Source organism: Robiginitalea aurantiaca (assembly GCF_030380815.1).
In the GTDB taxonomy this organism is placed as follows: domain Bacteria; phylum Bacteroidota; class Bacteroidia; order Flavobacteriales; family Flavobacteriaceae; genus Robiginitalea; species Robiginitalea aurantiaca.
On sequence record NZ_JAUDUY010000012.1, the window covers coordinates 48,718 to 62,980 of the forward strand.

The window sequence follows — 14,263 nt, forward strand, 5'->3', positions numbered from 1 at the left end:
CTTAACAAAGAATTGGCCCATGCGGATCGATAAATACCTCTGGTGCACACGCTATTTTAAAACCCGGAATCAGGCCACTGAGGCATGTAAAAAAGGGCATGTCCGCATTGGAGAACAAGTTGTAAAGCCTTCCAGGGAAATCCTGCCCACTGATGAAATCCTGGTGCGGAAGAACCAGATTAACTATCGCCTCAAAGTTTTGGATATCCCAACCCAGCGCCTCGGGGCCAAACTCGTCGATATTTACAGGATGGATACGACGCCGGCAGAGGCACTGGACCATCTCAAAACAATCCAGACAACCCGCGAATATTACCGAAAGAAAGGAACGGGCAGACCGACGAAAAAAGACCGAAGGGAACTTGACGATTACCGGGATGAAGCTGAATAAACAGTATTGGCAGGAGCGGTATGAGGCCCAGAGGACCGGATGGGACATGGGCGGGGTAAGTCCGCCAATAGGGACCTACATCGACCAGCTTGCCAACAAGGATCTGAGGATTCTCCTTCCCGGGGCAGGAATGGGATATGAAGCTGCGCATATGGTTGCTTCCGGTTTCCGCAACCTTACAATCCTGGATATAGCCCCATACCCACTGGAGCGTCTGCAGAAACGTCTGCCGGACTCTTTTCCCCCGGAAAACCTTATAGAGATGGATTTCTTTAAATACCAGGGTAAACCTTTTGACCTTATCCTTGAACATACGTTTTTCTGTGCCTTACCCCCGGAATTGAGGCCGGAATATGTTCTGAAAATGAGCCAGTTGCTTAAACCGGGCGGGAAACTGGCAGGGCTTTTCTTTGATTTTCCGCTAACCGATAAGGGGCCGCCTTTTGGAGGCTCAAAAGAGGAGTATGAGGCCTTATTTGCCCCCCATTTTCACCTGCGTGTATTGGAGCGCGCTATTAATTCGATTAAGCCACGGGCAGGAAGTGAACTCTTTTTTATCTTTGAAAAGAAATAAGCCTATGGACCACAGAATCCTAACCCATCAGCAGATCCTTCATAAGATCGATCGGATCGCCTATCAGATCTACGAGTCAAACGTGGATGAACCACAAATTGTACTGGCGGGTATCGTGGGTGGTGGCCTGGCATTTGCCCGAAAAATCAAGCGGTCGCTTGAAAAGATTTGCCCGGCAGAAATCCTGCTCTGTAAAGTGGATATGGATAAATCTGATCCGCTCACGAGTCCGGTGAAAACTTCAATGAAACCCGAAGAGTACCAGAACCTCTCGATCGTCCTGGTCGATGATGTCTTAAAATCGGGGACGACCCTAATTTTTGGGGTTAAGCACTTTCTTCAAACACCTTTGAAACAGCTTAAAACAGCCGTATTGGTAGACCGGAATTACAAGAAATTCCCAGTAAAAGCAGATTTTAAAGGTCTCTCCCTCTCCACATCCATGGAGGAACATGTACGCGTAGATTTCAGTACAAGGAATTACGGAGTCTACCTAGACTAACTTCCCCTCGATTTCGTCAAGCAATTCCTCCAGCAATTTGTCGGAACTGACAAGGGTATGCGAAGCCTTTAGATAATAAGGACCCCGGTCAAAAAGGTGTTTTCCTATGAATTCCGGAAGTTCGGAATCCGGGAGATGGGCGATTAAGGGGCGCTGTGCTTTTTCGCGTACCAAACGCCCGACCAGGGATGGGATGGAATGTTGGAGGTAAAAGCTATTGGGTGTCGCTCGAACGACACGATCCATATTCCCGGCATAGGCGGGCGTGCCACCGCCCAGGGAAAGCACCCTGTCCTGCCCGGATTCCAGGAATCCTACAAGAATTTCGTGCTCTAATTTGCGAAAATAAAGCTCACCTTTGTTTTGAAAGAGTTCAGGTATCGTGGTACCGGACTCTTCCTCTATCGCGGTGTCCAGATCGGTAAAAGGTAGATTCAAACGCTCCGCCAGGGCCTTGCCTACCGTAGATTTACCACTTCCCATATATCCGAGTAAAACAATCAGCATTCCTGAATTTTACATTTAGAAAAGCCCAAATATCCACCTTTTTTCAGAAATCGGAAATTTATAATCCGGGGGGCTTGATTCATTAAGAATAGATTGTATATTTGCACCCGCCTATGCAACCTCTTTTGAAGAGTGAGCACGGCAGGTTCGCCTGCTTAGAGGCATTTGTTTTTTTGACCTGGTAGCTCAGTTGGTAGAGCATCTCCCTTTTAAGGAGAGGGTCCTGGGTTCGAGCCCCAGCCAGGTCACAATCAAGCGCAAAACCCGCCCGCAAGGCGGGTTTTTTATTTTCGGATCAAAGCCGAGTTTACTTGAGCTTTGTGAAGGAAATAAAAAAACAAGCAGCTGGAGGCTGCACGGATTTTGCATTTGCAGGATGGGACGGCTGGGTCAGGCGAGCGCAGCGAAGCCAACCCCAGCCAGGTCATTTCTTGCGAAATCCAGTCTATTTGTTTAGGCTGGATTTTTTAGTTTAATGCAATGTAGGTCAGTAGTTTAACTGCACTCACTGCATTAACTGCACTTTCCATCTTTCGTCAACTTGTCAACTTTTTTACGGGATTTAAGGTGTACCATTGGGTGTACCATTTTAAAAGGTGGGTGTAACAATTATACTAACCCAGTCGTCATTAATCTGTAGCCACCTACTAAAAACCAACATATTATGACTTCACAGGGTTCCTCATCAAAGCAGTTACAGTGGATTGGTGGAATTGCAGGTATTCTCTCCATTATTTTTTACTTCTCCGTTGCGGTTTTTTCATTTATGCCGGATGCCCTCGCCCTTAGCCTGGCATTTTCATTCCCCCTATTGTGGATCATTGCCTTCATGGGACTCTACCAATTCCTAAAAGAAGAGTCCCATACAGCCAGCCTGGAGATCGGATACATTTTTGGCATTATCGGCGGGGCTCTGGCCTGTACCCTGCTTGTGGTGCAGCAAGCTAACTTCATCTGGCATGAGCAGGCGATGGCGTCAGCCGCATCCGAAGAAGCAAAAACCCTTTTAAGGGCAACCTTCAGGGGAGCCAATCGCGTACAGGCCGGCATGGATGTGGCATTTGACATATTCATTACCGTTTCCTGGTTTCTCTATGCAATCAATGTTGCATGGAACTCTCACTTTCCGAAAATATTGGGCTGGATAGGCTGTCTGCTAACAATCGGACTGCTAACCCTGAATATGATCACCTTCCCCACCGCTCCGGCGGAGGCGGGGCTTTTTGACCTAGGGCCCTTTCTCGGAATCTGGACCCTCGTACTTTTCATCTGGCTCACGGTTATTCTGTCCAGAAAGGATAACACTGCATAGGGCCTGGAAAGAGCCCCGGTAGTAGCGCATCATGCCTGCCTGTGATAAGATTCCATTCGCTCCTGATTGCTCAATGTCCTGAAACGGCTTTCAAGCTTTGCAAAATCAAAATATTTCGGATTCAGTATTTCTGACATCCCACGGCTGCCATGGCATCGACTTTTTCACGGACTTGCCCTTCCCTTAGCGTACCATAGTTCTTTTGACAAAAGGGGCAAGAATTGAGATTCCCTTCCGCATCAATATAGATAACCTGCTTCCCTCAAGCAAAACAGCCTACGCGTCGGTGGTAATACCCCGAATAATGAATGATTGGATAATCCAAGTATTCTTTACCGAAGTTCATTTTCAGATAGAGCGCTTCTGCGGATGCTATGGATTCTTGGCTGAGTGAAACCTCCCTGTTTCTGTAGCGACCCGTTGCCTGCGGCTCAAGGAACTGAACGAAATGCACCCCACATTCCTTTGCCAACTTCATATACTTCAATAGTTCTTCCTCCTGGCACATTTCATTGCTTAGACATATCGAAAAGGTTACGGCGAGTTGGGCATCAAGTGCGTTTTGGGCAGCCTTTAGTGCCCAGGAATATGCGGAATCGTGATGTCTGAAGGAATTGTGCCTTTCTGCCTCATAATGATCCAGACTAATAAATACCCCTGTTAAACCTGCTTTTTTCAGTTGGAGTGCCTTTTCACTGGTTAACGGAAACCCAGAGGTAGCGATCCATGATTTTACATTTTTCGGAATTTTAGAAATAAGGGATTCCAGTAATTCAATCTTTAAAAGGGGTTCCCCTCCCGTAAAATACAGCTGGGAAACCCCGAGGCTGTATACCTCCTCGAGGATGGGCTGAAAGTCCTTTGCTTCCAAAACATCCTTTAAGTTTAAGGTATCCCATGCAGAACAGTGCTCACATTGGAATGGACATTTTTTGGTTACGGCCAGAAACACCTGGTTGAGTCTGTTAACTTTTTCTTTGTGAGGCTTGAAATGGTACAAATACGAAGCCACAAAACGATTGTAAGAAGAATCCTTCCAGCCCGGAATATACAGATCTGTATAGTATTGATCATTCAATCTGACCATCTTACGAATCCGGTGTTTCCCAAGAATGTTTCTCCTGAGTTTTAGAAGGTAATGAAGTCCCCCAATCCAGTCCAGTGGATTTTTATAACAATGCCTGAGGATTTGAAATTGTGTCCAATGAAGTTTAATGCGAACCCAAGTGTTGGCCCAACCGCTAATCATATGTGGAGACTTGACATATGTCGTACTGAGGGCATCGAGGTGCGGGGTATTCTGTCCGGAATGACCAGGTTTCCTGGAAATACTAATAGCTTTCATCTGAAGTAATCATTTCTGTATTCGTTTTCATGATTGCCTGTAAGAGCTCATGGTAACTTGTTTCTGAAAAGGAAGTGAAGTACCCGGGTTTCTTAAACTTTCTCAACTCTGCAAAATCGGGATCTCCCTTAAAATCCCTCACGTACGTATAATAGCCTTTGTTTCTCAAGAATACCGTTCGATCTTCCCCGAACTTTGGAGGACTCTGATATTTGATTTCCACCCAGTCCCCCACTTCAGTCTGGGTGAGGTATTGTTGATCGGGTTCCTTCAAGAGTTGGTTTACATCTCGTTTGTAGTTGTCCACGGCATAGCTGGGCAAAACCTCAATTTTACGTACCGATAGGTTCTGAGAGTAATCTATGGAAACTTTGTCAAGCTCCCAGAACATGAATCCAGACTGCAAACGAACCATCAGTGGTTCGTCTCCCAATCCTTCTAGATCGATGGGTAGCACCAACTCCTGGAATTTCAAAGGGCCTACCGCATAAAGGGTATGCTGCAATTCCCATTTATCCCCCTTGTTCACGTAAACAGAAAGTGGCAGGGACTGATCTTCCCGCCATTGATATGCCTCTTCCATGGATGTTGATTGACGATTCTCCTGGAATGCTGGAAAATAACTTCCAAACTGCTCATAAAACTGACCCATTACATAATCCAGCCACAGGGAATTTTTCACATTCAAAACAAGTTTGGCATCGGTTTGCAAGCGATCGTGTTCAAACCAGAGATCAATTCTTCTTTTGTTGTCAGAATATTGTGCGGGTGTATTGAAGGCAGCCAACAGATCATCGGTACTGATGACTTTTTGTAATATATCATAGTCGCCATCGGCAATTGCCTTTATTGGTGGTGCGGGATCTGCTATGGTATAGAGGGTGCCCGAAGGATCCATTCCAACGGTTACGGAATCCGGGTGATCCACCACTTCCAGAACAACTTCATCAGTGTGCTGGATCTCCAAGAGTTCATTGGTAATCTGCAGGTTGTAAAAGCCGTCTTTTGATACCAGGTCAGGCAACTTCAGATAGTTTGTCTTTTGGGCTTTTTCATAAATATTACCCGGGTAAAGCTCTCCTTGGAAAGCCCATTGTTGTCCATTATCTACATAGATAAAGGGGCAGGAACTCTTAGTCAATGCTACGATAACTGAAATCAAAGCCAAGCTACCAACAACAATACCAAAGATATTGGCAACCTCCCGAACGACATCTGCTTCGGAATAGCCAATTTTTTCAATGGAAGTAATAGGAATGCTCAGAGAATTCCCCGGGGTCATGCTTATCTCATTATTGAGGTACAGGTGCACCTCATTAAGTGGAGATTGAACGCTCTTTTTATATCGCTGACCTTCGCCTATTTCCAATGGACGTTTATAGGTATGCGCAGCAGGCAGTTCTTTTAGCACTCCCTTTAATTCATAATTCAATGGATCGATCTGTGCATTTTGGAGTTGGAGCGAGACCCCGTCCTGATGTAAGACGATGAATTTATCAGCCTGGTTGAATTCCTGCAACCAGGTTAGTTTGGATTTTTGGTCCTCCTCACGGACACCCTTAATCTTAAAGTAGCTGCAACCTGTGAAAAGGTTGACAATCAATAAGGACATAATAACAGACAAAAGCTGGATTGTTCTGTGCGAAGATTTCAAAAGTGAAATGGGATTCTGATAAGGGATTGAATTCTTCATAATCAGAGGGATTTTGAGTAGAATGTTACGGGTCTCATTAAAACTTATGGTCCCGTATACGCTATAACCACTCGGACCTGTCCACTTGGTCTGCGCATACCTTAAATTTAAATGCAAATGGGCTAAAAAGACAATGACTTGGATCAGCTAGTGCCTTTCTTTTTGAATGTAAAGACTAAATAGGGCATTGCAGTATTAAGATTTCCCAGGATTACTATGGGAAGTTTGTTCAGAAAAGGGTTAGCGAAGAGATGATGCGGATTTCAAAGAAGCTAAATTGATATTACTTTTAAAACTTTCATTGTGTTTGCATTTTGTTTTATTAGTCTTAAATAAGTCATTCACGCATCGCCAGCTCAATATCTATTTGATTAACAACATAAACAGCAGCTTCCTTAGCATCGGTATATATTGACTGAACACTCAACATCTTAATTGATGCATCAATTAATTTTTTAGTAAAAAATTTATCGTTTAAAATGGATTGATATTTTTTTTCATCGATTACCCACCCAGTATTTGAGTCAAAATAAATGTAATCAGACATCAGTTCTTCATATATGGAGAGATAGTCATATTGTTTCGATTCGTTTTCAAAAAGTGCAACATAAGCGTATCTAAACTCGTACAATCTGCTTATACTGTCCCTGAGTTCTTTGTTTGAAATGATAGATAATCCTTTAGTCTTTGCTTCGTCAAAATAAGAAGTGTGCAGCATTATGGACATATTGGAACGCCATAAATCTGAAAGCTTGTCATTTACCAAAGAGTCTAATGGTTTCTTGTCCGCAATATGATAAAAGACAATGGAGTCTCTTGTCCACATTTCTTCATATCTCCTTATATTATGATTTAAATCCAAGGTATCCATCAGAATATTTTGTTTAATCCCCTTTAAAATATCTAGTTCAGCTACCTCTAATTTTCTTCCTTCATTCCAATTATTAATACTCAACGCAATCAAAATACCAATCACTACCAATACAATCTCCCCAATAGCATACCTCATATATTTCAATGGCTTGTTATCATCAGCAAATTGTTTTCGGATTTTACGAAAGAAGTTGATCATAGCAAAGCAGCGGTTGGTTATACTCCCAAGGTAGGGAATTATCAGGGCACTAAGGGTTGAAGGTTACCCAGGAATACTATGGGAAGATTTTTCAGAAAAGGGTTAGCGAGGAAATGGGGAGGATTTCAGAAAAGCTTAGCTCTTCTTAAAGGTCTGTGATAAAGTCATTCGAACCAGAAAGACCAACAATCTCTCATATCGCCTCATTGACAATTATCATAGGCTCTAATTTGACCTGATCCTCCAGACCTTGCAGTCTTTCATCCTTTGACTACCGTCTAAATTGCCATGCTAACCCAGCATTTAGAAGCTCATTGTTGAGGGTTTGTCTAATCTAAAACGAAAATGGGCTTTATCGATGGTTCCGGAACTTGGATGGACCTATTTCTGAACTCATTTTCTATGTCAATTAATAAAAGTGTAGACTTATTCCTAAGATCCACGAGGTATTCTTTAAAAACCCCATGCTTTCCTGAATAAAACCCAAGTGAAAGTTCAAACGATTTGAAGGATTCCGACGTCCTATCATTGATCCATTGCCAATCATCGGAATCTTCTAGCATTTCAATTGTCCAGGGACTCCAGTCTCCTTCATAGGCAAAAAAGTGTTTCTGGGCTTTGCTTTGTATAAAAAAGTGCGACATAAACTGAATGGTAGTATTATTAAATTCTTCAAAATGCTTTTCAGCTACATCCACCTGACGATAGAATTCCAATATTTCTGTTTTGAGTTCATCGTTTCTGATGATATTAATTAGGCCTGCATTATTCATTTCAGAGAATGTGTTATCTCTTATGCTCAGGGCCTCAGACGACCAATCAAGTTTATTAAAAGATTCAAAAAAATCTCGTGAGCTTGATATTTCAGCGTAAGAGATCAGTAAAGCGTTCTTATGATCCGCAATTACTTTATCCGCATATTTTATTCGACGATTATAGTAGGCAGTATCATTTGCAAGATCTGAATGAAGGCGTATGAGATATTCAATTTCAGTATTGGAGGTTTGTCGATCCTGATTCCAGTTATCCACTTGAAGTGCAATCAATATCCCAATCACTACCAACAGTATCTCCCCAACGGCATATAGCAGGTATTTGCTGAAATTATTATCAGTAATGAGTCTTTGGCGAATCTGTCGGAAGAAGCGGAGCATATATATAGTTAAATCCTTTGGTGCTAATTAAATTGCGGATAATTCGCTCTCAATCATTTCAATCGTCCTTTTGATTTGACTGCGAGCCTCTTTAAGCTGCATGTTAAAAATACTTAGGGTCCCCCGGGTCATCTTTAAGTTAAGCAGGTATGCCTTATTATATTGAAGGGCCTTAGGGTTCACAGGGCGGAGGTCAAGCTGAAGCGATCCATCTCCAAAATCCGGCAGGAACTCAAAGCCTATCTGGTCGTGTGTGTTTCTGAAATGCAGGCTATTGTTTTTTTGTTCGTTCTGCCAGTAAAAAAGGTCCTCATAAACCACATCGTACAGGTTTGAAATTTGGTGGCCCAACTCCTTATTTGAAAGATTCTGAATTCCAAACACCTTTAATGTTTCGTATGGGGCATCCTTTACAGAAAATAATTTGGTCCAAAATGTATGTTTGAAATGGGGAATTAACGAGTCACGATAGGGCAGCTTTTGATCAATCCATTGCACTATAAAATCCTGACTTCTGATAAACTGCTCGTGATCCGAAATGCAAAGATTGATCAGGTTGAGGTCTGATATTAATCCTTCCTGAACTTCTTCCAAAAGTTCATTTTCCTGCGCCAGGGCTTTCCGGTTTTCATTCCAGTTATCCACCTGCAACGCAATCAGAATTCCAATGACTACCAATAGAATCTCTCCAACCGCATACAGCAGGTATTTGCTGAACTTGTTATCAGTCAGGAGGCGCTGGCGTATCTGTCGGAAGAAGCGAAGCATTAGTTATTCAATCGATTAATTTCACTCTGAATTAGCTCAATCGTTTCACTGGCCATCCTCTTCTCCTGGTTCAAATAACCCAGAGTAATACTTCTGGCTACAATGATATCATTGAGCAACCCCGGGAACTCAGGAATCTCAGATAATTCTTTTGTGATTAGTCGTCCAGCCGTCCTTAGTTTATACGTTTTCCAGCGGGAATCATCCGGATACGGGCGTTTCCACATAAAGTCTATATCCAATTTGTCTTCTGTGGTGAGAATATTTCGTACAAGTTCCCGGTACATATAAATCCATGCGTACCATTCTTCATTTTCATCTTTTCTCTGTACCTGAAGCCCCTTCCAATTGTTTAAAACCGTTTTTAACGAGTCATTTTCAATTAGTGTGAATCGACCCGTTGAACTAAGTTCGGATGAGGTAGGCAAGTCTATACTATAAAAGTTTATTGCGCCCGTAAATTCAATGGAGACGGCTAATTTGAGGGTGTCCAAACTTTCTAGTTGGCCATTTAGGAAGTCTGCCTGGAACACGGCCAAATCTCTTAACTCCTCCTCCCACCAGCTATGATGTTCAGCGTCCCTGTAAAAATTCTCAAAGTCTGATTTTAAACGAACGAGGTAGTTTCGGTAAAGGTTCCTTTCCTTTCTTTTCTCGTTCCAATTATCAATCTGCAGCGCAATCAGAATTCCAATCACCACCAGCAATATCTCCCCAATGGCATATCTGGAATACTGAAAGAACTTGTTTTCTTTGGCGAGCTGTTTTCGTATTCGATTGAAGAAGCGTGGCATGGTCTATATGGTTACTTTCGATTCAATTTCTGCGAAGTACATCTGCAATACTTGGCCATTCTTCACTTCAAGTTCTCCCCGATATGTAAAGTCATATTTGTCCTTTAACAGTTGATAGCTGCTTTCAGAGACATTGATTCTGCCTGGCTCAGACTTGGACTCCATTCGAGCTGCGAAATTTACCGTGCTTCCCCAGATGTCGTATGCGAACTTCTTTGTGCCCACTACTCCTGCCACAACCGGCCCAGAATTTAAGCCTATTCGTATCTCGAACGGATGGATATTGGGCGGTGGATTCTGCTTGGTCTCCTCCACAAAATCTCGAATTTCTATTGCTGCCTTCATCGCATCTTCGGCGTGCGTTTCATTTTGCTTGGGAATACCTCCAGCACACATATATGCGTCTCCTATGGTTTTTATCTTTTCTAGTCCGTGTTTCTCTACAATAGCATCAAAATACCTGAAATAGTAGTCTACGCTGTCTACCAGTTTTTCTGGGGATATACTCTCGGCAATTACTGAGAAGCCTTTGAAATCTGTAAAAAGAACGGTGATTTGTTGGAATTGTTTGGCCTTAATTCTTCCGTTTGCTTTCAGCTCTTTGGCTGTTTCCTCCGGCAGAATATTCAAAAGGATTTCATCTGAACGGTCTTTTTCTTTTGCTATTTGGTTCTTGGCTTTTCTTATAAACAAGAACCGGTTAATTAATCCTAGTATGACTAAAACTAATAGCCCAAGGCCTATGTATAAGAATAGCTTAGCCTGCTGGTCTTTTTCCCGCTCTAAATCCCTCTCTAATTCATATTGTATTCTTTGATTTTCATACTGATTCAAATACTCGCGTTCTTTTAACTCTGTTATGGTTGATAATGTCTTTCTAAACTCTCCATAGTCCAACTTACTTATTGAATCCCGAACTTGCACATACTTATCCTTTGCAAACAAGGCGTTCCTGTAATCATTCAAAAGTGTGTAAGCTGTAGACATTCCTAATAACGCCTCTGCTTTTTGGCTAAGCATTTGATTTTCATTAATAATCTTCAGAGCATCATTAAAATATTCTATGGCATTATTAGTTGAACCTAACTCTATGTAGGATTTTCCAAGTCCAATATTTGCTCTGACTTCCTCAGAAAATGTTCCGTAATAAGAAGCAGAATCCAATCCCTGCCTATAATATTCCTCTGCTTTTTTATAGTCCTCTAATTTGAAGTGTGCCTCCCCTAAAAAATTCAAGGGAGTTGATGGGTCTAAACCCAATTCCTGAAATGCTTCTAAGGAGCCTTTTAAAAATAGTAAAGAGGCCTCTGGATTATCCTTCTTAAGATACATTTCTCCAATATTTATTTTGCCTACCGCCAGTCCGATGGAATAATCAATTTGGTCAAAGAAAGGAAGTGCTTTTTTGTAATTTTCTATCGCTTGGTCATAGGTTGATTTATCATTGGTATAAATTGTGCCAAGATTTACATATGCTGTGCCAATCCTCAATGGGTCTTCCACTATTTGTGCATATCTCAGTGAACGTATGAAATAATCCAATGCCTTAGGGGCGTATCCTTGAGTTTGATAAACGGAGCCCAGATTATTCAGCAGATTGCTCATTCCTAATGTATCCCCCGAATGTTCGTAGATGCTCAATGACCTTTTGAAATAATCATCTGCCATGAAAAAGTTCCCCCTATCTGACTCTACCAATCCAATAGCTTTAAGACCTTCCGCAAGACCATCAACATAGTCCAATTCTTCAGAAATTTCTACCGCCTTTCTTGAGAAGACTAATGAGGAATCGGAATTTCGGAATCTCAACTCCGATGCTTTTTCCAGAAGTTTTCTGACATAGTTGGTGTCTGGATCTTGCACTTTCATCTCACCTGACTCCCAATCAGAAAGTTGGGCATTCCCGACCACCGAAAACGCCAATAGGAATAATAGGTTGAGGAATCTAAGATTTCGATCTAGGAAAGACATTGATTGAGGTTGATTGCTCCTTCAAATTACAAAAAAGGAAATTATGCGCTATAATTCGGGTCAGCATGCCATAACTTTAATGGAAAAAACAAGATGAACGAATCCGATTTTAAGAAGTATGCCGACCAGGAATTAGTCAAATGCCAACGTTACAAGCAGATATGGAAAAGTGCTACGAATCCAACCATTAAAAACAAGGCATTCTTAGCCTGGTGTATTAAACGATTTCAATTACAGCAGATTCATTTCTACTCAGTTGAAAACATTACGCCATACAACCATTTCAGCATGGATGAGGCTGGTGGTTATTTCTGATGTCTATTTATTGGTCATTGATTACGAATCCTATCGGCTTAATTAGATCTCAAAATTAGCTTTATGAATAGAAACTCCCGGCTGAGTCCGCATGCTTCAACCGAGAGACTACTCAGTAGGTCAACCTCTATTACCAGATAGGTGCATCAGGATCACAGTTCGTGAAATTGGGTTTAGGAAGCACCCAAAGAGGAGTTACAGTACTAAAATCGTTACACGCCACCACATTTTGGACATCCCATCCACCCAGATCCTGATTGAAGACTGAATCATAAAACATCAGGCGCATGTCGGAGACATTGCTTACATCCCAATCCCCAATAGGTTGGTTGAATGACGACAAAGCGAACATAGAACTCATTTTCGTTGCACTGCTTACATCCCAATTGCCGATTGGCTGGTTGAACTCGGAATACAGGAACATTTCCGACATGTCAGTTACATTAGCAACATCCCAGTCGCTAATATTCTGATTAAAAGGGTGTGGATGTGTCATACTCCATGTAGATCCATTAAACATGCCGGACATATCTGTGACATTACCCACGTCCCAGGATCCAATATCCTGATTAAAAATGGAATGAGCGAACATATGTGACATCTCTGCAACACTACTTACATCCCAATCTCCAATAGGTTGGTTGAAACCTGAGAAATAGAACATATAGGACATGTCAGTCACATTGCCAACATCCCATGCGCTGATATCCTGATCGAACGGGTGTGTGAAAAACATATCGCCTCCCCCACCAAACATTCCTGACATATTTTCTACGCTGCTTACATCCCAAACCCCAATGGGTTGATTGAAATCTGTCAATGCAAACAGGTTACTCATATCAGTGACATTGCTTACATCCCATGAGCGTATGGACATATCATTTATAGAGAACTGAAGAGAAAATAAGTCACTCATATTGGTCACTTTTGTGGTACAGACCCGGGATACATCGGTTCCATTTTCAATCATTTCCCGTAACATGGTTTCATCCACGATGGTGTAGACCACCGCATCAACTACGTCTGTGCCAGCGATTACGCCTGTTTGACCAACTTCTGCCCATTCATAAGCCTTGATGGTCACACCATTTTCGTCTAAGTAAATCGGAGAAGTTGTTGGACATCCTTGTTCATTTACATCCTCTCCTTCGGGTGTATTTGGACAAATATCCTTATCATCAGTTATTCCATCCCCATCGGTGTCTTTTTGAGAATCAGCACACCCATTTTCATCCACGTCTTCTCCTTCAGGAGTTTCAGGGCAGGTATCGGTATTATCAAAAATCCCATCCCCGTCTGAATCAATCTGTGAAGTAGAACAACCTTGTTCATTTACTTCTTCGCCCTCAGGGGTATTCAGACATTGATCCACATCGTCGAGGACTCCGTCATTATCTCCATCGGATTTTGCGAATACCAGGGTAATATTCATGTCGGTATCCATAGAAGCCTTGACAGGGTTTTCCGTGCTTTTGAGATCACCCATCCATTCTTTGAAAACATAGCCTTCAGCAGGGGTGGCGGTGAGCGTGATCACGGTGCCATCGTCAAAGGTTCCCCCGTCAGGGGACACACTTCCGCCTTCTTCAGGGGATATGGTGACCGATAGAATGAACATTTCAGGGTCGTCATCTTTGGAACAGGTAAGGATCAGAAATAAAACCGGAAGTATGAGGAATATCCTCTTAAACAGTTTCATGGCTATATAATTTTGTAATTATCGAATTTGGATAAACAAAGCTAATAGCCAAATCAGGCGAAGGCAATGATTCAGGTCAATCAGACCCTGAAATGAAACTTCAGGCTTAACCCTGACTTTTGAAATTTTTAATTGGTTTTCATGGACTTCCCCGGTTGAGGTGCCG

13 protein-coding genes and 1 tRNA gene are annotated in these 14,263 nt (G+C 42.3%); 5 read left to right on the forward strand and 9 right to left on the reverse strand.

Annotated features, from left to right (window positions below; all coding sequences use genetic code 11):
- Positions 1-19 precede the first annotated feature (19 nt).
- From QU605_RS14355 to QU605_RS14365, 3 genes are read left to right on the forward strand one after another with little or no spacing between them, the layout of a single operon-like run.
- Positions 20-391 carry an RNA-binding S4 domain-containing protein gene (locus QU605_RS14355; protein ID WP_289726019.1) on the forward strand — a complete coding sequence of 124 codons (372 nt, stop codon included), beginning with the start codon at positions 20-22 and terminating at the stop codon, positions 389-391.
- Complete coding sequence (locus tag QU605_RS14360) at positions 378-965, forward strand: methyltransferase (RefSeq protein WP_289726020.1); 588 nt, start codon at positions 378-380, stop codon at positions 963-965. Before QU605_RS14355 ends, QU605_RS14360 begins: the two co-directional genes overlap by 14 nt.
- Positions 966-969: 4 nt before the next feature.
- Positions 970-1,467, forward strand: coding sequence for a phosphoribosyltransferase family protein (locus tag QU605_RS14365; protein ID WP_289726021.1), 498 nt, complete (start codon positions 970-972; stop codon positions 1,465-1,467).
- Here QU605_RS14365 and QU605_RS14370 read toward each other — a convergent pair.
- Positions 1,459-1,974: a shikimate kinase gene (locus QU605_RS14370; protein ID WP_289726022.1), complete on the reverse strand. Its 516-nt coding sequence runs from the start codon at positions 1,972-1,974 to the stop codon at positions 1,459-1,461. The two genes, QU605_RS14365 and QU605_RS14370, sit on opposite strands and share 9 nt — an antisense overlap.
- Before the next feature lie 175 nt (positions 1,975-2,149).
- On the opposite strand from QU605_RS14370, the gene QU605_RS14375 reads away from it, so the two are divergent.
- Positions 2,150-2,222 (forward strand) — tRNA-Lys (locus tag QU605_RS14375).
- Positions 2,223-2,638: 416 nt separating this feature from the next.
- A complete protein-coding gene (locus QU605_RS14380; RefSeq protein WP_289726023.1) occupies positions 2,639-3,286 on the forward strand; it encodes a hypothetical protein in 648 nt (215 codons plus the stop codon).
- A 262-nt stretch (positions 3,287-3,548) separates the two neighbouring features.
- Here QU605_RS14380 and QU605_RS14385 read toward each other — a convergent pair whose 3' ends face one another.
- The 8 genes from QU605_RS14385 to QU605_RS14420 all read right to left on the reverse strand — a co-directional run bounded on the left by QU605_RS14385 (position 3,549) and on the right by QU605_RS14420 (position 14,097).
- The gene (locus QU605_RS14385; RefSeq protein ID WP_289726024.1) at positions 3,549-4,631 is read right to left on the reverse strand and encodes a radical SAM protein; all 1,083 of its coding nucleotides are present in this window, start codon (positions 4,629-4,631) and stop codon (positions 3,549-3,551) included.
- A complete protein-coding gene (locus tag QU605_RS14390; RefSeq protein ID WP_289726025.1) occupies positions 4,618-6,324 on the reverse strand; it encodes a hypothetical protein in 1,707 nt (568 codons plus the stop codon). The genes QU605_RS14385 and QU605_RS14390 overlap by 14 nt, the downstream gene beginning before the upstream one ends.
- Positions 6,325-6,661: 337 nt before the next feature.
- Positions 6,662-7,396, reverse strand: a complete 735-nt coding sequence (locus QU605_RS14395) for a DUF6090 family protein (protein ID WP_289726026.1) — start codon at positions 7,394-7,396, stop codon at positions 6,662-6,664.
- Between the two features lie 329 nt (positions 7,397-7,725).
- A complete protein-coding gene (locus QU605_RS14400; RefSeq protein WP_289726027.1) occupies positions 7,726-8,550 on the reverse strand; it encodes a DUF6090 family protein in 825 nt (274 codons plus the stop codon).
- Positions 8,551-8,577: 27 nt separating this feature from the next.
- Positions 8,578-9,318 (reverse strand): hypothetical protein, encoded by a 741-nt coding sequence (locus QU605_RS14405; protein WP_289726028.1) that lies wholly within the window; start codon positions 9,316-9,318, stop codon positions 8,578-8,580.
- A complete protein-coding gene (locus QU605_RS14410) occupies positions 9,318-10,112 on the reverse strand; it encodes a DUF6090 family protein (RefSeq protein WP_289726029.1) in 795 nt (264 codons plus the stop codon). Before QU605_RS14410 ends, QU605_RS14405 begins: the two co-directional genes overlap by 1 nt.
- 3 nt (positions 10,113-10,115) lie before the next feature.
- Positions 10,116-12,083 carry an adenylate/guanylate cyclase domain-containing protein gene (locus tag QU605_RS14415; RefSeq protein ID WP_289726030.1) on the reverse strand — a complete coding sequence of 656 codons (1,968 nt, stop codon included), beginning with the start codon at positions 12,081-12,083 and terminating at the stop codon, positions 10,116-10,118.
- A gap of 445 nt (positions 12,084-12,528) precedes the next feature.
- The gene (locus QU605_RS14420) at positions 12,529-14,097 is read right to left on the reverse strand and encodes a BspA family leucine-rich repeat surface protein (protein ID WP_289726031.1); all 1,569 of its coding nucleotides are present in this window, start codon (positions 14,095-14,097) and stop codon (positions 12,529-12,531) included.
- Positions 14,098-14,263 lie beyond the last annotated feature (166 nt).

Bases quoted from the DNA above. Each gene is read 5' to 3' on its own strand.
- QU605_RS14365 (WP_289726021.1), top strand. From the start codon at position 970: ATGGACCACAGAATCCTAACCCATCAGCAGATCCTTCATAAGATCGAT.
- QU605_RS14415 (WP_289726030.1), bottom strand. From the start codon at position 12,083: ATGTCTTTCCTAGATCGAAATCTTAGATTCCTCAACCTATTATTCCTA.
- QU605_RS14355 (WP_289726019.1), top strand. From the start codon at position 20: ATGCGGATCGATAAATACCTCTGGTGCACACGCTATTTTAAAACCCGG.
- QU605_RS14400 (WP_289726027.1), bottom strand. From the start codon at position 8,550: ATGCTCCGCTTCTTCCGACAGATTCGCCAAAGACTCATTACTGATAAT.
- QU605_RS14420 (WP_289726031.1), bottom strand. From the start codon at position 14,097: ATGAAACTGTTTAAGAGGATATTCCTCATACTTCCGGTTTTATTTCTG.
- QU605_RS14370 (WP_289726022.1), bottom strand. From the start codon at position 1,974: ATGCTGATTGTTTTACTCGGATATATGGGAAGTGGTAAATCTACGGTA.
- QU605_RS14390 (WP_289726025.1), bottom strand. From the start codon at position 6,324: ATGAAGAATTCAATCCCTTATCAGAATCCCATTTCACTTTTGAAATCT.
- QU605_RS14385 (WP_289726024.1), bottom strand. From the start codon at position 4,631: ATGAAAGCTATTAGTATTTCCAGGAAACCTGGTCATTCCGGACAGAAT.
- QU605_RS14380 (WP_289726023.1), top strand. From the start codon at position 2,639: ATGACTTCACAGGGTTCCTCATCAAAGCAGTTACAGTGGATTGGTGGA.
- QU605_RS14360 (WP_289726020.1), top strand. From the start codon at position 378: ATGAAGCTGAATAAACAGTATTGGCAGGAGCGGTATGAGGCCCAGAGG.
- QU605_RS14405 (WP_289726028.1), bottom strand. From the start codon at position 9,318: ATGCTTCGCTTCTTCCGACAGATACGCCAGCGCCTCCTGACTGATAAC.
- QU605_RS14395 (WP_289726026.1), bottom strand. From the start codon at position 7,396: ATGATCAACTTCTTTCGTAAAATCCGAAAACAATTTGCTGATGATAAC.
- QU605_RS14410 (WP_289726029.1), bottom strand. From the start codon at position 10,112: ATGCCACGCTTCTTCAATCGAATACGAAAACAGCTCGCCAAAGAAAAC.